We start from the raw sequence: 24,504 nt of genomic DNA, 5'->3' as shown, positions 1-24,504 counted from the left end.
AACTTTCATGCTCATTTACGCACTTTCTGCTTCACAAAAAAAATACTTCTCTTAAAATTAGCATAAAGCCCATAGTTTTACACAACCAAATAATTAAAATCACTTACTTATACGTCATAGGAAGGGATGGTATGTGGGGGAAGAACATTTTAAGAGAGGATAAGCGGCTCTTATGCATTTTCTTAAATAGCACGAATTTTTGCAACATTGAGAGCTGTAAAATAGTGTGATGGTATCAGTTTTCTCTTTCATAGGATTACATAATAAGCCCTATTCTAAATCCTCTATTCAATTTCACACTTCTATATTTAGTTGATACTAAAGAAAATAAAATTCAGAAAAAACTTTGCATTTTTAATTTAATATGTATGAATATATTTTATTTTCTAAAATGAAAAAATAGTCTCATTTTGATCAAATACAAAATCATAAAAATGCAAACCTGTTTTCATTTTTACCATATATTTTTAAATTCAGCTTTACAGTTTTCAAAATATCTAAAGTAGTCTCCATTATTTAAAAAAATTACGTATTACTTCATACTTTTGATTATCGCATTCTTTAAGCGTGATATGGTCTCATCACAAAACAGAATACTCTAAAAATACTATTTTCTTTCCCATCCACACGTTTGTAAAAAAACATCTCTTAAAGCTTGCCACATCTACCTCATACGGTATCTATGAATGGTATAAAATCTATTGGATAACATCATCTTTCCTTAAATAAAAAGTAAAAGCCAAGTACTATCACGCTATTTTTCGCCTAATGTTACAATATCTATTGCTATTTGAGAGAATGCATAAAAGGAATTTATTCTTTCTTAGAGTGTTTTTATCCATACATTACTCCTCCTTGTAATGTATGAAAGAGTAATTTTTATTAATTAAATATAGAGAAATTTAAAACGAAAAAACCCTACAATATTCAGGGTTCTCATTATGTAAAACGATAAATTACCATTATAAATTAATATACTGTATGAATGTTTTACAGCACTAAAGATCTGATTAGTCTGCAAAATGAGCTCGTTCTTTCCCCTTAATGTTCTTTATTACCTTATATCCTTGCTTAGAGCACGTACAGCTCGTGCAGTTTCACATTGTAATGCTTTTTGTGCTAAAATTTTCATATCTTCAAAACTATGAGTCTGTAAACACGCCTTTACTGGAGAAATATCGCAAGATATCATAGAAAGCTCATTAATTCCCAATCCAGTCAAAATCATTGCACCAAAAGGATCTCCAGCCATACCACCACATACACTAACCCAACACTTATGTTGTGCAGCTCCCTGAATAGTCTGATAAATCATACGCAAAACTGCTGGATCAAGGCTATCAGCTTCAGACACAAGGTACGGATTTTGCCGATCAACAGCCATTGTATACTGTGTTAGGTCATTGGTTCCAATTGAAAAAAAATCAACATGGGCGCTTAATACATCTGCCATAATGGCCGCTGCTGGAACTTCGATCATAATACCAAGTTTTAATTTTGGTGCATCAACATCGTTGCGGATTTCCTCTGCAATCTTTTTTATAGCGACAATCTCTGAAACAGACATGACCATCGGAAACACAATCCATAGATCTCCACCCTCTTTTGCCGCTCGATATAAAGCACGTAATTGAGGCACCAAAAGATCACGTCGACGTAACAAAAGCCGCGTTCCTCGAACACCTAAAAAAGGATTGTCCTCTTTAGATAAATGTAAATGCGTAACCTGTTTATCTCCACCAATATCAAGTGCACGAATAATTAATGGCTTATCTCCTACAGCTGTAATCATCGCCCGATATATATTAAATTGTAGCTCTTCATCCGGAATATATGGATTCTCTAAAAACAAAAATTCCGTGCGCATGAGTCCAACACCTTCAGCCCCTAAATCAAGCGCAACAGGAACCTGATTTGCGTAGTTGACATTAGCCATGATACGAATTCTTTGACCATCTGTCGTTTGCGCTGGTAATCTACATGCATTTATTTCACTGACACGTTTTTGCGCAACAGTATCAATATGCCTTTGAGCATCTTCAACGTCTTCAAGCGTAGGATTAAGGTAAATAAACCCGTTATCGCCATCAATAATAGCCTGAATATCAGACTGAATTGCTAAAATATCATCACCTGCAGCAACAACCATTGGAATACCAAGAGTACGCGCCAAAATAGCTGTATGAGATAATGGACCTCCCCATGCTGTTGCTAATCCTTTTACCCTTGTACAATCAAGTTGTGCTACATCAGAAGGAGAAAGGTCATTTGTAACCAGAATTACACCATGTGGAATATCATTTAAAAAGAACGATCTATAGGATGGATTGATTTCACCTAAAACACGTCGACCAACATCAACTAAATTAACAGCACGTGCTGCTAACAAAGGATTATCTACCTTAAAAAACATATCTGAAAATTGACGAACCGCTCTATCCCAAGACCAAGCGACACCATGACCTTCCGCTATAAAACGACAAGCTTGAGCTATTAAATTTTCATCTTCAAGCAAAACCATTTGCGCAGAAAAAATCGCAGCAGAATCTGCTCCCATACGCACTGTAATATCAGAAATCACAGATGCCATTTTATGTTTTGTTTTTGTAAGAGCATTTTCAAGACATGCTGCACCAGCTGCAAAATCAATTGGCTGATCTATTATGGAAATATCATTTTGCCTTAAAACAAAAATCTTACCAAATGCTAATCCTGAACTCGCTCCAACACCAGAAATGCCTTTTTGCATAGAGCGTGGATACCAACCATGAAAAGCCTTTGTTTGAGATTCCATTGCTCTCATCAGACATTTTTCACTAATACTCACTTTTTTTGCAATAGCAATGGCATCATTGAGAAGTTGTGCTCCTTCTGCAGCATCTGTAGAAAAAATCAGAACATCACCGTTTTTTGCTCCTAATTGCAATAAACCAACCAAATTTTTCATTTCAACGGTATATTGACCATGGCGAACTCTGATAGAGTTTTGAGCCTTTTTCGCAAAATCAACCCATAGAGAAGCTGGTCGTGCATGAAGACCACTTGGATAATCTAAAGTCCATTCCTGACACACCGAAAGGTCACCAATAAAAGTTTTTTCTATCTTCATCTCTTGGTCAAACAAAGTTGTAACAATTTGCTGTTTGTCCATAGTTGTTGCAAGTACTTCAAGCTGTTTTTTATCAAATAAAAGAGACGTCAATTTTTTACAAATTTCTCTATAGCGATCTGGACACGCTGCAATGGCAATAACCAAATATGCTTTCTTGCCATCCTGCCACTCAACACCAGCAGGCACCTGTATAACAGCAACAGCATCCTTGATAATTAAATCACGATTTTCAGCCATACCATGAGGAATGGCTATACCATTTCCAAGCCAAGTATTGGTTGTTTCTTCACGTGCAAGCATACTTGCCAGATAACACTTATCAACTGCACCAACCTGCACAAGCAATTCAGCAGCAGCATAAATTGCATCATTTTTATGATCAAAAGCAGCTGCAAGTTGTACAGATCTTATAGACAAGATTTCACCATCAGTAAAATCTACATTCATTGCTTCTGCTTTCTCATATCTCATCATGAATTCAAATTGCCTCACATTTGAACACCAATATCTCTGATACATTCCTTTTCAAAGCTGCATTTCCCAAAATACAAGCTATAAATACCACCACAGCTCTCTTTATATTTACAGAATATAGCTAAGTGAGGTGCTTAAATACCTCAATATAACCGATAAAACAATTAGATATTATTATCCACCTAAGTGCTTAAAACCATCATAAACAAGTCCGCCTCTTACTCTTTTACTTTACAAAGACAAAACCCCGTTTTTTACAGCACTAATCACCTGAAAAACTATGCTTTCAAAATGCTCTCATTATCCTAAGTTATCCAACATAACTTTTCACTATTCTCCCTACAAGAAAGCATCCTTCCCAATCATCCGTAACTTCAGCTAATATTTTAATTGATTCCTCAAAGTTTATTTAACCTATTATCCCTCTTTATAAGTTCATTACATAATTACAAATTGCTCCATGCAACTTATCATCTTTAAAATTCCGTGCTACCCATCTTATGATATCAAACTCTCGATATATAATATTTATATATTTTAAGCTACACCTTTACTTCAATCAATATCGCAAATACACAATGCCCTCTGTCGCACATTTGCAAAGTACGACATCCCCCCCCAAGCACCATCACCAACTACTAAAATCAAGAAAAACTCTACAAATAAGATAAATAAAGTAAAAAATGAAAAGCAATGATTGCCTTAACCCTAGCTCTTATGCTTGTCTATTTTCAACAATACACAATAATAGTGAAATCAGAAAAAATATTCTTGAAGGGCGCTGATTGCAAGTTGGTTATTTTTATATCTTTAAACACCGTACTCCTTAAAAATATAATTTCACTCTCGATTTACCGAAAATTCCTTAATGCACGTCACTTTCAAAGTAGTTTTGACTACCTTCTTATGGATTTTTTATCCCTATGTCTTTTTAAATGAATAGCCCCACCTACCCACACTACCACCTAAAAACAGTATGACAACTCATCAATACCACAATGCCGATAAAAAGATCCATCTTTATCAAAATGATTACATCAATAATGCTCTCATTAAATTTCTCATAATTTTCTGAAAACAAACTGCTTCTCTTATAAGAAATTACTCGACGCTTCTTCATACATAAAAAGAAAGTCTCTCCTCACTGATTATTATACAGAAACTTATCAACAAACTCTATCATAATATCAATATGTTCAGTACTTAAATACTAACATAACAGCGCACAAACTTTTTCCCTCATTGAGAAAAGCCATTTCCCCGATTCTACCTTTTTATCTTCTACATTTATTATAGTACCAACGCAAAAAGGGAAAGATGAATCTCATCTTTCCCTTTGAATACTTATAAAACCACAACTACAATTCAATGAAATCCCGTTGATGGCTAGAGAGTGTTACAGATTACTCTGCTGCCTCCACCATAGGAATGACTGAAACATAGGAACGATTACCCGCTTTGCGTTGAAAAGAAACCTTTCCATTTGATAATGCAAAAAGCGTATGGTCTTTTCCAATGCCGACATTGTTTCCAGGATGCCAACGTGTACCACGCTGGCGAATAATAATATTTCCGGCAATAACGGTTTCACCACCAAATTTTTTAACGCCTAGACGTTTCGATTCTGAATCACGACCATTACGCGAGGAACCACCAGCTTTTTTATGTGCCATAGACGCTCTCCTTTAATCTTTCTTACTCTTTGATGCTACAGATGCTCTCTTCTGCGACGCAGTCTTTTTTTCAACCGTTTTTTTAGCCGTCTTCTCAACAGAAGCAGCAGCTTTTGTTTCTTTTGGTGTAGTTTCTTCTTCTTTTATAGATTTCGCAGCAACTTTTTTAGGTTTTGAACCACCCATTAAAATTTCTAAAACACGAAGCCTCGTAAATTCTTGACGATGGCCACGCGTGCGTTTAGAATTTTGACGACGGCGCTTCTTAAATGCGATAACCTTGCGCCCACGTGCCTGTTCTAAAATCTCAGCTGTCACCAATGCATCAGCAACGACAGGGGTACCAATAACCGCATTACCTTCTTGCCCAACCATTAATATGTCATTGAATTCAACCACATCACCCGCATTTCCACTAACTTTTTCAACTTTTACCACTTGATTAGCAACAATGCGGTATTGCTTACCACCAGTTTTAATGACTGCGAACATTTTTTATCCTTCCGTTCACTCCAGCTCTTATTTAATTTCTGCCTTGAAATAAGGGAAAATAGGCTGCTTTTTATCAGTCGTAATAGATCCCAAAGAAGGATAAAACCTTCTTCAACACAAATATGCGCAGATTTCCCCACGCTTATATTTTGTATATATGAAGGAATTTCTATTCTCTGTCAATAAAGTCCCATAAAAAAGAAAAAAAGGTTGTACCAAAAACAATTGAAGGTTATCTACCCCTTATACACTCAAATAGTGCCGATTTTTGTTTCACTTTATTATGGAGAGATGGCTGAGTGGTTGAAAGCACCGCACTCGAAATGCGGCATAGGGGCAACTCTATCGGGGGTTCAAATCCCTCTCTCTCCGCCACAGTTTATAAAGCGATATTATTAAAACTGTCTTTAATCCTAGCTTTCCGGTTGTAGCTTGCCAGCGGGTTTTGTATATTTTGCCACTAGGTTTTGTACCAATTTATTTTTTTCGAAGGATTTTAAGGGGGGGCTCAAAGGGTCTTCAAAGACCTCTCAAAGGTCTTTATCGTTTTTGCGAATAAATTCTCATTTTTACAATTTTTGCACTTTTTTGATTTTCTGTTACATAAATCTAATCCAGATAATAAGAGAAGGCATAGTAAAATTAAAGAATTATCTCATATTTCTCTCTCATTCTACTTTTGCTTAGTTAGTACAAAACCTACTGTAAAATTATATTTATTTTGCACGTCTTGCTTGAATATGTGCTAGCAACCCTAATGTTGAACTATCACGATTATCCGCTTTACTTTCTCCACGAAGAATTGGTAGTAACTCGTTTGCTAATTCTTTACCAAGTTCAACACCCCATTGATCAAATGAATTAATATTCATTAAAATCCCTTCAACAAAAGTGCGATGTTCATAAAGCGCAATAAGACGACCGAGTGCAAAAGGTGTTAATGAATCTTGAACCAGCGTAATGCTGGGACGGTTTCCTTTAAAACTTCTATGACGTGCTAAATGGTCTGCTTCACCCTCATCAACTCCATTTTTTATCAAGATATGCCGAGCATCTTCAAGACTACGCCCCTTCATCAAGGCTTTTGATTGTGCTAAACCGTTTGCTAGCAACATCTCATACATAGAATGTAATTTTTTCTCATGCCCTTTTATAAATAAAATAAATTCTACAGGAATAATATCTGTTCCTTGATGCAGAAGCTGAAAAAAAGCATGTTGACTATTTGTTCCTGAATCCCCCCAAACAATTGGACCACTTGAAAAACTTAATGGTTTTCCATCCAGCGAGACTTGCTTACCATTTGATTCCATATCAAGCTGTTGTAAATAAGCTGGAAAATGTATTAAACGCTGTGCATAAGGAATGATCGAACGTGATGAATAACCACAAATAACACGATGCCAGAATCCTAAAAGAGCAAAACGAATAGGAATATTTTTATGCAAAGACATAGTTTTAAAATGTTGATCCATTTGCAAAGCACCATTGAGAAATTGGCGAAAATTTCCACCACCTACTGCAAACATAACAACAAGTCCAATGGCTGACCAAATTGAATAACGTCCTCCAACCCAATTCCAAAATTTAAAAACTCTTGTGGAATCTATGCCAAATTCTGCCACTTTATCAAGCGCACTTGAAACAGCAACAAAATGCGTACAAACGGCTTCTTCTCCTAAATGTGAACAAATCCACTGACGTGCAACTTGAGCATTGACCATTGTTTCAGCCGTTGTAAAAGTTTTAGAAGCAATGACAAACAGCGTTGTTGCTGGATTCAAAATAGAGAGAGTATCAGAAATATGGGCACTGTCAGCATTCGAAACAAAATGACACTGTGGACCATCATGATAAGGTTTTAAAGCATACGTGACCATTGCAGGACCAAGATCAGAACCACCAATACCAATATTGACAATATCACTTATTCTCTCGCCACTGCTTCCCTTATAGCTTCCATCACGCACCTTTTCAGAAAATCTTTCCATATCGTCAAGGACGTCTTGAATATCGCGAATAAGATTATGACCATCCAACATGAAAATTTCATCAGCAGGTAAACGTAATGCAATATGAAGAACTGAGCGTTTTTCAGTTGTATTAATCGCCTTACCAGAAAACATTGCATCACGCCGGCCTAACACATCTGCTGCGACCGCTAAATCATCTAGAAGTTGCAATGTTTTAAATGTCACACCACATTTTGAAAAATCGAAAAGAAGATCATCAAGTCTGAGAGAAAAATGGGAAAAACGCTGTTCATCTTCTACAAAATGCCGACGAATATCATAGACCCCATCCTTTGCAGCATGGTTTCTTAAAGCTTTTAATGTGGCTTCAAAAGCCATTTCATTTCGAATCGAAAAGCTATCTCCCATAAGCTTATCCTATACGGTTATTGATAATGAAATCTATGCCCAAACAATAACAAAGCAGAAAACACCTCCTTTATTGCTCGCTATTTTTACTGCTCACATAAAAATGAAAGAATATACAAAATAAAAGGATAAGATCCGAAAATGATATTTTTACAAGAATAAACTTTCAAATCTTTTCTATCATATACGTCATTTAACTTGATTGAGTTCTTTTGTTAAACGTAAATCTTCTTCTGCTTTTGGTCTTATAAAACGCCCTAAAAAAAGATAAACAACCGGTGTGACATAAAGCGTAAAAATAGTTGCTAAACCTAAGCCACCCACGATAACCCAACCTAAAGCTATACGCGCCTCTGCGCCAGCACCTTTGGCTAAAACCAAAGGAATACCTCCTAAAATGGCACAAATCATTGTCATACAAACTGGACGAAGGCGAATGTTTGCTGCTTCTTCTACGGCTTCACGCACGCTTCTTCCCTGATCACGTAATTGATCTGCAAATTCAACAATAAGAATACCATTTTTTGCCATAACACCAATTAACAAAATTAATCCAATTTGGCTGTAAATATTCAGACTCACACCACTCAATAGCATAGCAATTACAGCACAACCAATCCCTAATGGGACAGTGGCCATGATAATAAATCCTGAAATAAAGCTTTCAAACTGAGCAGCCAAAATCAATAAAATAATCAAAAAGGCAATGCCAAAAACAATCATAAAACTGGAGGATGTTTCATTAAGTGTTTCAGCTTCCCCTAAGGGAACTACATAGGTCCCTTTCGATAACAAAGGAGAAGCAATTTTCTGTACCGTTTGGTAAGCTTCCCCTAAAGCAATACCCGGAGCAAGATTTGCGCTTAAAATAACAGCACTCATGCGTTTTTCCCGTTTTAATTGGGGAGAGATAGCTTTTTCATGTAAACGCGCAATAACCGATAAAGGAACATATCGATTGTCTTTGGTCTTTAAAAAAATGTTTTCTAAATCATTAGGACTCTTCATAGAATTTTTACGCGACATCAATTTAACATCGTAAGAATGATCATCCACGTTAATAGAACCAATCTTTTTACCATCCAACATTGCTTGTAATGTATCGCCCAAATTGGTGATATCAATCCCTAAATCGGAGGCTTTTTTTCGGTTGATTTCAATGAAAAATTGCGGTTGTGTTGCATCAACAGTAAGGCGTGGGCGAATAAAACGCGGATCATCTTGTAAAGTACTCACCAGCTTATCAGCAATGGGTTGTAATGTTGCATAATCATTGCCAAGAATTGCAAACTGTAATCCTTGCCCAGTTCCTCTCACACCCAAAGAATTTCCCTGCGCAGCAAACACAAAAACTGCGGGAAACTGTTTAACTTTTTCATTAATATCTTTCACGATTTCTTGCTGACTCCGTAAACGTTTATCCCAAGATGAAAGCAATAAAATTAAAAAAGCAGTATTGGGTGAACCGCCAGCACCCGCAATAGAGTAACTGTTAGCAATCTCCCCTGCATCACGTAATGGCTGTAGACTTGCTTCAATTTGCTCTATTTGCTCGTTCAAATATTGTGTTGAAATACCTTGTGGTCCATTAATAACCAAAAAGATCACAGCTCTGTCTTCTGCTGGCGTTAATTCCTGTTGTAGCTTCGTATAGCCTCCAACACAAAGACCCGCAAAAATAAGTGAAGCAAAAACAACAGCCCAAGGCTTTTCTAAACACTTATGCAAACTGTAAGTATATGCCTTATGAAAAAAAGTACCTAATTTATATAAAAAAGCAAAATGATGGGACTCTTCCTCTTTCTCCTCAATATGTTCTTTGAGAAAACGCGAAGCCAACATGGGACAAAGCGTTAAGGCAACAACTGAAGAAAGCAAAATAGAAATTGCCAAAACAAAACCAAATTCTCTAAAAAGACCTCCAACTTGCCCAGGAAGAAAGGAAATAGGAACAAACACAGCCACTAAAGTCAATGTTGTTGCTAAAACAGCAAAAAATACTTCACGTGTTCCTATCACCGCCGCAGCCCTAGACCCTAAACCCATGTTGCGCCACCGAACAATATTCTCAAGAACAACAATAGCATCATCCACAACAAGCCCTGTTGCTAAAACAAGTCCTAAAAATGTGAGAATATTCAATGAAAATCCTACAAGATAAATAGCTGCAATGGTACCAATCAAAGCGACAGGAAGAGATACAGCAGGTATCAGTGTTGCACGAATGTCTCTGAGAAAAAGAAAAATGACTAAGATAACACTCAAAATAGCAATAACCAACGCAACTTCAACCTCATGAAGAGCGCTTTTAATAAAAATTGCATCGTCATTAATAACGTCTATATTTACAGAAGAAGGAACAATACTTTTGAGATTATCAACAACGGCTCTCACACCTTCAGAAATATTAAGAGTGTTGGATTGTGCTTTACGCACAATCCCTAATCCAATACCTGTCTTTCCATTAATACGAAGAATAACCGTTTCTATATCCGGCGATAAAGTAACATGCGCAACATCACCAAGATGCACACGAGGCTTTAAAACAACTTGTTCAAAAGATTCTGGTGTTGTTAAACGTGCAGTAGCACGCACAACTAAAGTTTGTTTAGAATTGCGTAATGATCCTACTGGCACATCCGTTGTCATATCAGCAAGAACACGTGAAATATCTGCTACAGTTAATCCATAACTGGCAAGTTTTGCTTGATCTATATCAATCTGAAAAATCTTTGTGCGAGCACTATCGACCTGTACATCACCAACACCATCAACAGCAGAAATTGCATCAACAATCTGATCGTTTACAATCGTGGTTAAATCATCAACACTCATTGTTGGTGACGTCACAACCAAATACATCATGGCAGCAGCATTCGAATCTGCTTTAATAATCAAAGGCGAATCCGCATCTTTCGGTAAAGAATAGGTAATACGGGAGAGAGCATCACGAATATCAGATGCTGCAACATTCAAATCAACACCAACATTAAAATTAATCTGCACACGGGAGCGCCCAAAAGAAGACGTTGAAGAAATCGTCTTAACACCTGAAACACGAGAAACAGCATCTTCTATAATTTTTGTAACTTCACGATCAATTGTTTCTGCCGACGCACCTGAAAACACCGTCACAATCGTTGTTACGGGAGTATCAACATCGGGTAATTCTCTTACATCAACATTTAACCATGCTGCAAATCCTGCAATGATGATCATAGCATTTAAAACAAAAGTAAAAACCGGTCTGCGAATAAATAAGGTAATGAGACCACCTTGCTCGACCTGTGACATCGGCTGTTTTGTGCTCAATTCTTGGCTCATTGTATATCCGTTCCGTAAACTACTGGTAATTGCTGTTGATGAGACTTTGGGTCATCAATCATTACTTTACTTCCTGGATAAAGCATTTGTACTCCTTGAATGACAACTTGATCACCATTTTCTAGGGGTGCTTTTACGAAAACTTGATCTGCTTTATGCTGAATAATTGATACGGGTATAGCCTCTACTTTCCCTTCTCTCACACGCCAAACGAATGACCCTTTACTATTCCATTGAACTGCAAGAGGATTAACGACAGGAAAAGAACCACCATGAAATTGCAAGGCAACAGAAAAAGACATACCAGACATGAGCGTATCTTTTTCATTATTGATTTCAACCTGAGCATGAAGTGTGCGACTTTCTGGATCAACGATATTATCAATCGCATAAATATGACCAACAAAAGATCTATCTGGCTGCGCGATTAACGTTGCCGTTACCTCATCTCCTTTATGGATGCGCGACACATACCGTTCAGGGGCCCATATATCGACCAAAATACGTTCTCTATTCTCAATACGGCCTATTACAGTATTAAGGGTCACGTTATTCCCTGCATCAACGGGCAAAATACCAACAACTCCAGGAATCGGTGCACGAATTGTTCGCCGATCGAGATCTAATTCAGCATTACGCAAAACTAAATTTGCGTTATCCAACTCTAAGCGTGCTGTAATTTCTTGAACTTCCGTTGCTGTATTGCTGGCACGTAACTTAAGAATACGCGAAAGCGTTAACGCATTATTATCACGTTGTACTTTTGCTTTTGCAGCCGCTATTTCCTCTTTTTTAGAATCAAGCTTTGCAATCACATCACCTACTTGTACTTTTGTACCCGCTGACACAAAAAGCTTATCAATAACACCTGGAGATAAAGGGGTAAGCTCGACTTCTGCAAGTGCTTGTCCACTCCCAAGAACGTTAAGTTGTTCATAAAAATCTTGAATTTTTACAAGATCAACGACAACCTTTACCGGTGGCCTTCCCATTTTTTCATTTGAAGCTTTATCCGATACTCTTGTTTTATCCACCATAGAAATGGGTTGGTCTGCACTCTTTTTTCCAGCCCAATAAGTAACCGTTAAAACAACGATTAAAAACACTAATGGAAAGCTCTTTTTTAATAACGCCATACATCCGCCCTTGCTGTGTCATGTTCATCTGAAATAGTTTTCAACAGTAATATCGGCGTTTTACACAAAAACCCAACAGCGGGTGTGTATATCTTATCCCCACCGCAAAAAACACATCTCATCTCTGCTTGACTATCTTTCATAGATTAAAACGTCAAGTTAACTATCGTTCATATTGCTTTGTATGGTCATGACAAAAAAATGTTCATATCAAAACCAACTGAAGCCATAATATATTATATCCTTTTTTAAAATATATCATAAAAAAAGAGAGATTTTTTTTATGACGACTCAAGTTTCACTTGCATTTCTTTAATGAAACGATTAGGAACCCTTTGTCTTAGACAATGTAAAAAATTGAAATGTATGCACCCGTAGCTCAGCTGGATAGAGCACCAGACTACGAATCTGGGGGTCAGGAGTTCGAATCTCTTCGGGTGCGCCATCTATCAATATCTTACTTATAAAGTCAGACTTTCTAAATTCTTTATTTTGTGATTTATTTTTACCTATCTTTGTATTTTGTTATTTCATTCTGTTGTGAGTCGTTTCTTTAGCCATTTTGCTAGAATAAGATGTTATGAGTCCTTCAATTCAGCTCTAAGGTGCTTTTATTAGCTTATAATCGTAGCGATTGCATGAGTAGCGTATGTTGTTGTTTTCTTTTTTCAATCTATGCGCTTGTTTTTGGTCTCTTCCGGATTATACTCTCTACTCAGTTAGGTAATTTTTTACGTGCTTATTTCTAATTGTTCCATAACTGGATGTTTCTGGATATTTTATTCCTAGCAGTCCCATCTTAAGAGGGACTTCAGATGTGCCGCCATAAATTCCGGTTTACCACCATGTGAAACTTTTTCAGTGTGTTGTTGGAAAGAATAAATAAACTACTTCTCAAACGTACTACTATGAAACACTTATGGTATCCATTAATGTCATCAGCATTTGTTGCAAACCAAAGCTTCTTTTCGCAATATTTTTAATTGAATTAAACGTATTTTTACTGCTTAAAAGCAAAAAGATTCTTTTTCCTAAAAAACAATAAAACTCTTCTTGTGCTTCTTTAGCATTATCTCTTGCATGGCATATCATCGATTTCTATGATATCTTAATATTTTTCTGTTCTCTATGAATTTTTCTAATTAATCCATGGAGTACAGATCTCAAACATTAATAAAAGCTGAATTTAAAGAATTTTTCCATGCCTAAAACTGATATTGAAATTGCTCGCACTGCTAAAAAGCAACATATTATTGAAATTGCACAAAAAATTGGTATTTCACATGAAAATCTCATTCCCTATGGTCATGATAAAGCTAAAATTTCTTCTGAATACATAAAATCGCTTAATAAAAATCCAGATGGTAAACTTATCCTTGTCACAGCTATCAATCCCACACCTGCGGGAGAAGGCAAAACAACAACAACAGTTGGACTAAGTGATGCTCTTAATCTTATTGGTAAAAAAACAATAGCTACCTTGAGAGAACCATCTTTAGGTCCCTGTTTTGGTGTAAAAGGTGGTGCTGCTGGTGGTGGTTATGCGCAAGTCATTCCAATGGATGACCTTAATTTACATTTTACCGGTGATTTTCATGCTATTACATCTGCTCATAATCTTCTTGCCGCAATGATAGATAATCATCTTTATTGGGGAAATACTCTAAACATTGATCCACGTCGCATTGTTTGGAAACGCGTTCTTGATATGAATGACCGTGTATTGCGCGATATTGTCATTTCATTGGGGGGCATAACAAATGGTTTTCCACGTCAAACAGGTTTTGATATTACTGTTGCATCAGAAATTATGGCGCTTCTTTGTCTCTCTGAAAATTTAGAAAACCTTACACAAAGACTCAAAAAAATTATTGTTGCTTATCGTTATGATAAAACGCCCATCACCGTTGCTGATCTCAATGCGGAAGGTGCAATGGCAGTTCTTCTCAAAGATGCTATACAACCCAATCTCGTACAGACAATTGAAAATAATCCTGTTCTCGTTCATGGAGGACCTTTTGCCAACATTGCTCATGGTTGCAATTCAGTTATAGCAACAAAAACTGCTTTAAAACTTGCTGATTATGTTGTCACAGAAGCAGGGTTTGGAGCAGATCTTGGAGCAGAAAAGTTCTTCAATATCAAATGTAGGCAAGCAGGTATTGTACCAAATGCTACAGTGATCGTCGCAACTATTCGTGCATTAAAAATGAATGGTGGTCTGGATAAAAATAACCTGACAGAAGAAAATATCACCGCTTTAGAAAAAGGAGCTGCCAATCTTTTACGACACATAAAAAATATGAAGCACTACGGTATTCCTTGTGTTGTGGCTATCAATCATTTTGACAGCGATAGCGATGCTGAAATAAAAACATTACAAAAAATAGTTGCAACAACTGGACACAAAGCTATTATCTGTAAGCATTGGGAACAAGGTGGAAAAGGCGCTATAGAACTTGCACAAGAACTCGTTACCTTGATTGAAAAGCACGATTCTGATTTTAAAGTTCTCTATCAAGATGATATTCCACTCGTTCAAAAAATTAATTGTATTATAACAAAGCTATACGGTGGACGTGGCGCCATCATCTCAGCCCCTATTCTCAAACAACTTGAAACTTGGGAAAAAGAAGGTTTTGGCGTCTACCCTATTTGTATGGCCAAAACACCTTATTCTTTTTCTTCTGATCCCAAGCAATACGGAGCTCCTGTTGATTTTGAAATTCCCATACGAGAAGTTCGTCTCTGTGCGGGAGCCGGTTTTATTGTTGTCATTTGTGGAGATGTTATGACCATGCCGGGACTACCCCATTATCCCACGGCTGAAAAAATTCATCTTGACGAAAATGATCAAATACAAGGACTTTCATAAATTTATAACCGTAAATTCTATCATTCATTATAAAAAGCGTTTTTATTGTAAAAAAAATAGAATTTTAAAAAGCGATATAGACAAATGTCTCATTTATATGATATAAGTGCCTGTCCTTTTGGATATGCCTTTAAAAGGACGTAGGTTTTTTCCTATCATTTATGACACTGAAAAAAGCAGGATAGATAGTGCAAGTACTCGTTCGTGATAATAATGTTGACCAAGCGCTCCGTGCGTTGAAAAAAAAGATGCAGCGTGAAGGTATCTTCCGTGAAATGAAAATGCGTAGTTATTATGAGAAGCCATCTGAGAAGCGTGCTCGTGAAAAAGCTGAAGCTATTCGTCGTACACGTAAGCTTGCTCGTAAGCGTGCACAAAGAGAAGGTTTTGTTAGTAACGGACGAACTGTTGCAGTAAAGTAATATACTTTATGATATTATATAATTGCATAAGCAATAGATAGTAAGCTACTAGAGAATTTTATCTTCATAGGCGATTGCGATGAATTGCGTGTGTGTATTTTTTTATATACAATGTTATCTAATATGTTAGTTATTTGAAAATAATAAGGTTTCTATCATAGAGGTGGTTTTTATTTCACTCTTATATTTCAAAAAATAGATAACAAACTACACTTTAGATATTTAAGCGACTTTTTCCTATGTAAATTGAGTGCGGGATGTTTTATTATCACTTCTCGCTATAATTTTTTCCTTCTGGATATCTCTTAAATAACCGCTTCTTATGTATAAATTTCATGATGAATTTCTTTTTTGTCATTAAATATTCTACATCTTTCGATCATCCTAGGTCTTTTTACAAAACAAAAACAACTATCGCCATATGCGATTGTGTGTAAGTATATGATATTAAATGCATAATCCTCTTTACCTTCAGTTATGTAACAAAACGATATAATTCCATAACTTTTATATCCCTTGATTCTGTCTCTCTAAAGGATGACGAATTTCAACCACTGCACTACAGATTCTTTTTTCTTGATAAAATTCTTCTATTCATCACTTATGTAATTACCCTCATCAGTGTATCGAATAAGCCTTTCTATTTCATTCAACTTTCTTCTATACTGAGTTAGAGAAAAGAAAATTGATAATAAACAGAGAAAACACTGTTTTTTAATATGGATGAATGTGCCTTTTATTACCATTTTTGATGGAAATGTTTTTAAAATTTAAATAACGAGTTAAAGTTTTTAACGCGGAGATTTGTTATTATAAGTAATCATTTTTCATATTAAGTAATAATTCTTAATAACATAAAATTTCTCAACACCTTCTCATATTGAATCAATGAAGATTATTTTCTTGTACATCATAAGCGGGATTCGTACGCAAATAGAATAAAAGCTATTTAAGAAAAAACAAAAAGGCTTCCTATGAACACCATAAATAATAGGAACTGCATAACATTGAAAGCTGGTAAATAGAACAATGGAGCCAGCTTATCTACTAATACGGATAAGCATTATCATGGCATAAGATTATAGCAAATTTTATAAAATGGATTATCACGAAAAAGTGTTCTGTTAGCCCTTCATATATCAATCTACTCTATAATGTTGCTCATATTTTTACGCTTAAATGTTTCATTCATCGTATTATTTGGTTCATTTAAAATTTCTTTTCAAGCTATACAATAACCCCTTCACTGAACAGTTTTTTGTTCATAATATGTATACCTATATTTTTATTTCGAAAAATAAACCCAGAAAAGAGATACAAGCTTTTGTTTTCCTTATTTTGATATTTTTGTAGCAATTTTCTCATCGTTTAGATCTCTTTAACGAGCAGTGTGTCATACTTTTTATCAGTTTCCAGTCTTATCTTTCAGATTTTAAATTTCCAATATATGATGAAATAAAGGAGTTCGGTGTGCAAAATTCTCGTTTGTTTCGCGTTTCAATACTCGCATCATGTATCTTAATAGCAACAGTCATTGTATTAGTTTCACCTCATTTGTTGCATGCACAAACATTTAATCAAAATTTAGGGCCCAGTGGTTTACCACTTCCGCGATTTGCTTCGATTAAACCCACCAGCGTTAATGTACGCGTCGGACCAGGAAGCAACTATTCTATCATTTTCACCTACAAAAAGAAGGGCTTACCTATTGAAATCATTCAAGAATATGATCAATGGCGCAAAATTCGTGATGCCGAAGGCGATGAGGGGTGGGTGTATCAATCGCTTTTATCGGGAAAGCGAACTGCTATAACTATTCCATGGCAAAAAGATAAAACTAAAAGACTAATGCTACGAAAAAATCCCACCGACAACGCAGAACTTGTGGCAGAAGTAGAACCTAATGTCATTGGTAATATCCGCCAATGTGATGGACAATGGTGCGAATTAAACATTAATAATACACGCGGATGGCTTCAACAACCCCAGTTATGGGGAATCTATCCTGATGAAAAAGTAAAAGTAAAAGGCTGGTGAATAATCAAACTCAACAAGTTTAATTTTTATTCCTCATTGAATATCCTCACTGCCTATCACAAGATTGATTTTTTGGTTTCAATCGCACGATTAAATCAACATGTGAAATTTCCATACCTTCTGGTGGCTTAGGCAAATTTCTAATAATGGGAGATTCTTCCAAATTGTAAGGAATATCAAGAATACGATTTTCACCTTCTATATAAAAATGGTAGTGATCAGAGGTATTTGTATCAAACCAAGTTTTTGAGCCTTCTACGGCAATAATCCGTAATAATCCCGCTTCCGTAAATTGATGAAGCGTATTATAAACCGTTGCTAAAGATACAGGTACACCTGCCTTCATCGCTTCCTCATAGAGCTCTTCAGCAGTAATATGACGATTTCCTTGAGAAAAAATCATATGTGCAAGTTCCAACCGCTGACGTGTTGGACGCAGACCATTTTGACGCAAACGTTTTTCTAACATAGAAATGGAATAATATTGCACAATTTTTCCACACTCTTTTGTGAACTGCTGCTCTTCATTCATATCTAAATTGTCTGCACTCACTGACATAATTACAAACCCAAATACATTCCTGCTAAATAAGATCAAAATACAAAAAAATGGGAATAGTATGGTGTAATCTTGTATTCCATTTTTAAATAATTACCTATGTAGAATACATAAAAAAAGGCTTTTGTCATTAAAAATGATATAAAATCATTTCCCTCTCTTTAAAATTTGCTCTAAAAGTAGGTTGGGAAAAGCGCAGAAATTAAAGATATATGCAAATAAATGGAGTAACAATGGCTGAACAAAAGTCTCGCTACACATATGAAGAGCTTCTAAGCTGCGCTCGCGGCGAAATGTTTGGTAGAGGTAATGCGCAATTGCCAGCACCGCCAATGTTGATGATTCATCGAATCACTCAAATTAGTGAAACTGATGGTAAATACGATAAAGGAATGGTTCGCGCCGAATTTGACATTACACCAGACATGTGGTTCTTTAATTGTCACTTTATAGGCGATCCCGTCATGCCAGGATGTCTCGGACTGGATGGTATGTGGCAATTAACAGGTTTTTTTCTTGGTTGGCTAGGCGAACTAGGTAAAGGAAGAGCAATATCAACAGGTGAAGTAAAGTTATCAGGGATGGTAACTCCACAAACCAAAATTCTTGAATATGAAATAGATTTTAAGCGTATTCGACGTGGAAATTTAGTCTTAGGAATAGCTGATGGGTGGCTAAAAGCAGATGGAGAGACTATTTATAAGGCGAACGATTTACGCGTTGCTTTATTCAAAGAAGATTGAACGTTATTTCCGTCAGAAAGAACTTTTCACTATTCTGTATGGAACGAGGAGGTATGAATGCGTCGAGTTGTTGTAACCGGAATGGGAATTGTCTCCGCAATTGGAAATAACCCTGGAGCTGTTTTAACCAATTTACGTGAAGCAAAATCCGGAATTTCTTACGCACCTCAATATGCTGAATTAGGCTTTCGTAGCAGAGTTTATGGCAAGCCCGATATTAATATAGAAGAACTCGTAGATCGACGTGCTCTACGTTTTCATGGGCGTGGAACAGCATGGAATCATATCGCCATGGATCAAGCAATTGCTGATGCGGGTCTAGAACCGCATGAAGTATCGAACGAACACACGGGTATTATTATGGGTTCTGGAGGTGCTTCAACACATTCAATCGTAGAAGCTGCTGACATTACACGCCAAAAAGGCCCAAAACGTGTTGGACCTTTTGTTGTCCCTAAAGCGATGAGTTCTACAGCATCTGCAACATTAGCAACTTTCTTTAAAATAAAGGGGATCAATTATTCAATCTCTTCAGCTTGTGCTACCTCCAATCATTGTATTGGTAATGCTTACGAAATGATTCAATATGGTAAACAGAAGCGCATCTTTGCCGGAGGCTGTGAAGATTTGGATTGGACACTATCTGTTTTATTCGATGCCATGGGTGCTATGTCCAGCAGATATAATGACACCCCTCACAAAGCTTCACGTGCTTATGATGTTAATCGTGATGGTTTTGTCATTGCTGGAGGGGCTGGCGTTTTAGTCCTTGAAGATTTAGAACTTGCTAAAGCACGTGGTGCAAAAATCTACGGAGAAATCGTTGGATACGGTGCGACATCCGATGGACATGATATGGTTGCCCCATCAGGAGAGGGAGCAGAGCGGTGCATGCGCATGGCTCTTGCAACAATCAATAATAAAATTGATTATATCAATCCCCATGCGACAGCAACTCCTGTTGGTGATCCTCCTGAGATAGAAGCTATCCGTCGTGTCTTTGGAGCAGGTGATCAATGCCCCCCCATTTCCGCTACCAAGTCTCTAACAGGACATTCCTTGGGAGCAGCAGGTGTTCACGAAGCAATCTATACATTGTTAATGATGAATCATAATTTTATTTGTGAAAGTGCCCATATTGAAGAACTTGATCCAGCTTTTGCTGATATGCCAATCGTTCGTGAACGACGTGATCATCAACAACTGAATACCGTATTGTCGAATACTTTTGGCTTTGGCGGTACCAATGCAACGCTTGTTTTCCAACGTTATGTATAAACAAAAGCTCTTAGTAATTGAAAAAAGTACGGTCTTACGGAGAATAATATGAAAGGTTTGATGGAGGGCAAACGCGGCCTTATTATGGGAATTGCGAATGACCATTCAATTGCTTGGGGCATTGCCTGTCAGCTCGCACAAGCAGGAGCGGAATTAGCGTTGACTTATCAAGGAAATGCTTTTGGAAAACGTGTTCATCCCCTAGCAGATAAACTTGGCTGCAAATTAGTGCTAGAGTGTGACGTTGAAAAAAGTGAAAATATTGATTACGTCTTTGAGCAACTTGAAAAAGAATGGAAAACAATTGATTTTATTGTCCATGCCATTGGTTTTTCAGATAAAACTCAGCTAAAAGGGCGTTACGTTGATGTTACAACACGTGAAAACTTTCAACGCACGATGGTTATTTCAGCTTATTCCTTTACTGAAATTGCCCAGCGCGCGGGTAAGCTTATGCCGAATGGAGGAGCACTTTTAACTCTTACCTATGGTGCTTCACAGCAAGTTGTGCCTAATTATAACATCATGGGTGTTGCTAAAGCAGCTTTAGAAGCTATGGTACGTTATTTAGCAGCGGACTTTGGTCCTCAAAATATTCGTGTCAATGCGATTTCCGCTGGTCCTGTTAGAACTTTAGCAGGTAATGGTATTGCAGCTGCACGGGCAATATTTTCACATCAACGCCGTAATGCCCCATTACGTCGTACCGTAGATATTCATGAAATTGGAAAATCTGCTCTTTATCTACTCTCTGACTTGTCATCAGGTGTTACAGGTGAAATCCATTATGTTGATTCAGGCTATAACATCATGTCTATGCCAATACTTGAAGAACTGAAAAAAAGTGACGATTCCCAAGAAGAATAAAATTTATTTCATTGCACTAAAAAAGAAAATCAATCATGTGCATAGTGCTTTAATCGGGTATTGAGTACTTTCTCAGCTATATAATAGTGTATTGACTTATAATAATATGACGTAAGGAATATGTGCAAATGTTTGTAAGAATAAGTGAATACAAAACCAGATGTACGATGCCTTGTTTCGCAAAATATTTTATAAAAAGCCGGAGTATTTCTTCAATTCATGGTTGATAAAGTTTGTGTTTTATGACGTCATTTACCTTACTAAAGTATACGCTTTTGCCATTGCTTATAAATCAATATCCAACCCTCATGCCACCGCAGTTTGAGACAGAGATTAGAGAATTATTAAAATCTTTAGTTTCAGCTTTTGTGTAGCAAATTGAAAAAAAATATTTCTACCGTTTGATTTATTCTTGAAACGCAAATACAATCTAATTTAGGAAGAATATGAAGGCGTAAAGAAATCAATCGTTAATTTTACTATTATTCTTTAATGAGACTTTACGATTTTAAAAGCATCTACATCAATGTTTTTTTAATAATGGAGATTACTCTTTACCTCACACCTTTATTTTTCTCGTTCTTTAATGAAAGCGTTTCTCTGATATGTCAGGTAAAATAGAACACCCAAAAACACTATAGCTGTTGCTCCTTCATGCATTTTTTTAAGATATCTCTCAATGCATGCCATTCCATTTCACAATGGTACCTGTAAAACGTATAAAAAATCCCTGTGAAGTATATAAAATCCTTTTTTTACCACCATTTTAATGTTTATACAGATGACAAACCGACACCATCATTTTACTTGCCATGTTCTAATATTGAAACAACCCTTGATACTTGAGATGATTCATTAGAAGTATCTTTAATAATTTTTATCCACGTACTAACCCGCTTGTGACAAGCAAACACATATTTTTAATTAACTCAATACAAAAATAAAATGAATTATTTATATAAATCAATTTCTTATCTTTATAATCACATTATTTTTTAGTTTAACTGACAGTCACAAACAAGTACAATAACATTTTCTCAATCTTAGACTTTCAAAGTTATAATTCCAAAAATCATTTCTTGCATATAAAAAACAGAATTGACATGTGAGAAAATAAAAGGCTTAAATATCTCTACTGAACAGCTTCAAGTGCCAAGAGCTGTTTCAACATTGGGGAGTAATGATGCTCGGCTTCCTCCTTCATAAACGTAAAGATGGGGATGTGCACAATGGCTTTATCGTTATACTATTCACGGTCACCGTCGCGAAGTGGACTTGGAAGTTTTAAGAGAGAGGTCTCTTTAAAACAAGAACATGAATATACAACAGCAATCGTGTTTTTTTGGGCATTCTATTTTACCTGACACATCAGAGAAATGCTTTCATTAGAAAATGAGAAAATAAAGGTGTGAGATAATCTCTATTATTTAAAAGATATTGCTTTAGATAGCGTAAAACTGAATTTAAAAATGATTGTAGAAATGGGAACAGATTTTCAGCTTTAAAATTTCATCTTCTTCCCAAATTAGATTGTCTTCTTGTTTTAAAGAATTACAAAAACAGAGATTCGCAATATCCCTGCCCCGATATTCTTAGCTTATACGTTACATAAATAAGATGCTTCTACCTAATGAGTCTTGTATTATTCTGTTTGCAAATATCATTGTGAGATGAATTTAAGAGACAATAAAAATATCTTGTTCATTACATTACATAAACACGTATAAGTGGAAACGACAATTTATCTTCAAAGAGATAGCTCTTAGACAAAAGCCAAAACTTTTATATTTCAGCCATGTTTCATAAAGAATCGAATGATATGAATCTATAATTTTCTGGAATATGACTGCCTTATACAACCATCAATAAAATCTATTTTATATGTCTATCATAGCATGTTTCTATTTTTTACGATTGGAATTATTAAAAAACAGGATATCATTGAATTTCGTCCTTGAGAGCGCGGCTTAGTAATGTGTTTGCCGCTTCAGTTATATTTTTACCACAATAGAGAATTTGATAAATTTGTTCTACAATGGGCATTTCTACCCCAATACGCTGCGCCAACGTATATACTTCCTTGGTATTTAAGTATCCTTCCACAACCTGACCAATTTGTTTTTCTGCTTCTTTTATATCTATTCCTTTACCAAGAAGTATTCCAAAACGGCGATTACGCGACTGATTATCAGTACATGTCAAAACCAGATCACCTAAGCCTGTCATTCCCATAAATGTGGAAAGCTCAGCACCCATAGCCCCCCCTAAACGACTGATTTCAGCTAGTCCTCGTGTGATAAGAGCTATTCGTGCATTTGCCCCAAAACCTATGCCATCTGATATTCCTGCACCAATAGCAATAACATTTTTGACTGCCCCCCCTAATTGAACACCAATCATATCTGAACTTTTATAAACTCTAAAACTTTTGTCACAATGAAAAAGTTGCTGCAATTCTTTACCAAACTCAACATCAGAAGCTGCTATCGTCATTGCAGTAGGCCAACCAATAGCTAGTTCTTGAGCAAAAGTTGGTCCAGAAAAAACAGCTAAAGGAATTTTTTCACCTAAAATCTCACGAGCAACCTCTTGTAAGAAACGTCCAGTACCATGTTCTAAACCTTTTGTAGCCCAGATAACGCGTGAATGCTGATCTAAATAAGGCTGAATATTATACAAAACTTGATGAAATACATGGCTTGGAACAGCGATTAATATATTGTGACTTGCCGTTATTGCAGTTTCAAGGGAAGCTTCAAGTAATAAATTTTCAGGAAATCGAACATCGGGTAAATATACTTGATTACAACGTTGTTCCTGTAATTCTTTGATATGTTGAGGACTATATCCCCAAAGTAAAACATTATGACCATTACGGGCAAGAGCTATCGCTAATGCAGTACCAAAAGAACCAGCACCTATAACTGTCATTGCAACGGTTTTCATTAAATTTTCTGATTATTCTCTAAATTTTTGATTTCAATTGCATATTATTATTACAAATAATTTTAATGCTATACTAAATACCCCACGGACTTTCTCTTTAAAATTAAAAGTATATTCAAAATAATGATACTCATTCCACTGATATCTTGTACTTATCTACTGCTTTATATCCTACAAATTTCTTC

The 24,504-nt window shown here is 36.1% G+C and carries 14 protein-coding genes and 2 tRNA genes; 8 read left to right on the top strand and 8 right to left on the bottom strand.

Annotated elements, in window-relative coordinates:
• Positions 1-1,054: 1,054 nt before the first annotated feature.
• From ptsP to rplU, 3 genes are all read right to left on the bottom strand, one after another.
• The gene (gene ptsP / locus ACFINL_RS01150; protein WP_375620828.1) at positions 1,055-3,586 is read right to left on the bottom strand and encodes a phosphoenolpyruvate--protein phosphotransferase; all 2,532 of its coding nucleotides are present in this window, start codon (positions 3,584-3,586) and stop codon (positions 1,055-1,057) included.
• A gap of 1,403 nt (positions 3,587-4,989) precedes the next feature.
• Positions 4,990-5,259 (bottom strand): 50S ribosomal protein L27, encoded by a 270-nt coding sequence (rpmA, locus tag ACFINL_RS01145; protein ID WP_273723965.1) that lies wholly within the window; start codon positions 5,257-5,259, stop codon positions 4,990-4,992.
• A 12-nt stretch (positions 5,260-5,271) separates the two neighbouring features.
• Positions 5,272-5,751: a 50S ribosomal protein L21 gene (gene rplU, locus ACFINL_RS01140; RefSeq protein WP_375649200.1), complete on the bottom strand. Its 480-nt coding sequence runs from the start codon at positions 5,749-5,751 to the stop codon at positions 5,272-5,274.
• A 285-nt stretch (positions 5,752-6,036) separates the two neighbouring features.
• Between rplU and ACFINL_RS01135 the strand changes: the two genes are divergently transcribed.
• Positions 6,037-6,126: transfer RNA gene (locus ACFINL_RS01135), tRNA-Ser, on the top strand.
• A gap of 341 nt (positions 6,127-6,467) precedes the next feature.
• Here the strand turns inward: ACFINL_RS01135 and pgi are convergent.
• The 3 genes from pgi to ACFINL_RS01120 form a co-directional block, all read right to left on the bottom strand.
• A complete protein-coding gene (gene pgi, locus ACFINL_RS01130) occupies positions 6,468-8,132 on the bottom strand; it encodes a glucose-6-phosphate isomerase (RefSeq protein WP_375611444.1) in 1,665 nt (554 codons plus the stop codon).
• Positions 8,133-8,321: 189 nt separating this feature from the next.
• The gene (locus ACFINL_RS01125) at positions 8,322-11,456 is read right to left on the bottom strand and encodes an efflux RND transporter permease subunit (protein ID WP_375649193.1); all 3,135 of its coding nucleotides are present in this window, start codon (positions 11,454-11,456) and stop codon (positions 8,322-8,324) included.
• Positions 11,453-12,592 carry an efflux RND transporter periplasmic adaptor subunit gene (locus ACFINL_RS01120; RefSeq protein WP_375611442.1) on the bottom strand — a complete coding sequence of 380 codons (1,140 nt, stop codon included), beginning with the start codon at positions 12,590-12,592 and terminating at the stop codon, positions 11,453-11,455. The genes ACFINL_RS01125 and ACFINL_RS01120 overlap by 4 nt, the downstream gene beginning before the upstream one ends.
• Before the next feature lie 368 nt (positions 12,593-12,960).
• Between ACFINL_RS01120 and ACFINL_RS01115 the strand changes: the two genes are divergently transcribed.
• From ACFINL_RS01115 to ACFINL_RS01100, 4 genes are all read left to right on the top strand, one after another.
• A tRNA-Arg gene (locus ACFINL_RS01115) sits at positions 12,961-13,037 on the top strand.
• Positions 13,038-13,793: 756 nt separating this feature from the next.
• Positions 13,794-15,467, top strand: coding sequence for a formate--tetrahydrofolate ligase (locus ACFINL_RS01110; protein ID WP_375611441.1), 1,674 nt, complete (start codon positions 13,794-13,796; stop codon positions 15,465-15,467).
• 188 nt (positions 15,468-15,655) lie between these two features.
• Positions 15,656-15,889: a 30S ribosomal protein S21 gene (gene rpsU / locus ACFINL_RS01105; protein ID WP_012754552.1), complete on the top strand. Its 234-nt coding sequence runs from the start codon at positions 15,656-15,658 to the stop codon at positions 15,887-15,889.
• A gap of 1,470 nt (positions 15,890-17,359) precedes the next feature.
• Complete coding sequence (locus ACFINL_RS01100) at positions 17,360-17,926, top strand: SH3 domain-containing protein (RefSeq protein WP_375611440.1); 567 nt, start codon at positions 17,360-17,362, stop codon at positions 17,924-17,926.
• 46 nt (positions 17,927-17,972) lie between these two features.
• Here ACFINL_RS01100 and irrA read toward each other — a convergent pair whose 3' ends face one another.
• Positions 17,973-18,485 carry an iron response transcriptional regulator IrrA gene (irrA, locus tag ACFINL_RS01095; RefSeq protein ID WP_375611439.1) on the bottom strand — a complete coding sequence of 171 codons (513 nt, stop codon included), beginning with the start codon at positions 18,483-18,485 and terminating at the stop codon, positions 17,973-17,975.
• Between the two features lie 233 nt (positions 18,486-18,718).
• Here irrA and fabA point away from each other — a divergent pair, with 233 nt between their 5' ends.
• The 3 genes from fabA to fabI are packed head-to-tail and all read left to right on the top strand — an operon-like array spanning position 18,719 to position 21,373.
• Complete coding sequence (gene fabA, locus ACFINL_RS01090) at positions 18,719-19,228, top strand: 3-hydroxyacyl-[acyl-carrier-protein] dehydratase FabA (protein ID WP_375637191.1); 510 nt, start codon at positions 18,719-18,721, stop codon at positions 19,226-19,228.
• A 57-nt stretch (positions 19,229-19,285) separates the two neighbouring features.
• Positions 19,286-20,506 carry a beta-ketoacyl-ACP synthase I gene (gene fabB, locus ACFINL_RS01085; RefSeq protein WP_375649182.1) on the top strand — a complete coding sequence of 407 codons (1,221 nt, stop codon included), beginning with the start codon at positions 19,286-19,288 and terminating at the stop codon, positions 20,504-20,506.
• 48 nt (positions 20,507-20,554) lie between these two features.
• A complete protein-coding gene (gene fabI / locus ACFINL_RS01080; protein WP_375611437.1) occupies positions 20,555-21,373 on the top strand; it encodes an enoyl-ACP reductase FabI in 819 nt (272 codons plus the stop codon).
• A 1,938-nt stretch (positions 21,374-23,311) separates the two neighbouring features.
• Here the strand turns inward: fabI and gpsA are convergent.
• Positions 23,312-24,319: an NAD(P)H-dependent glycerol-3-phosphate dehydrogenase gene (gpsA, locus tag ACFINL_RS01075; protein WP_375629261.1), complete on the bottom strand. Its 1,008-nt coding sequence runs from the start codon at positions 24,317-24,319 to the stop codon at positions 23,312-23,314.
• Positions 24,320-24,504 lie beyond the last annotated feature (185 nt).

Origin of the sequence: Bartonella sp. AA78NXGY (genome assembly GCF_042197005.1) — a bacterium.
In the GTDB taxonomy this organism is placed as follows: domain Bacteria; phylum Pseudomonadota; class Alphaproteobacteria; order Rhizobiales; family Rhizobiaceae; genus Bartonella.
The sequence above is the reverse complement of the archived record's forward strand: the minus strand, read 5'-3'. Positions and strand labels throughout refer to the sequence as shown.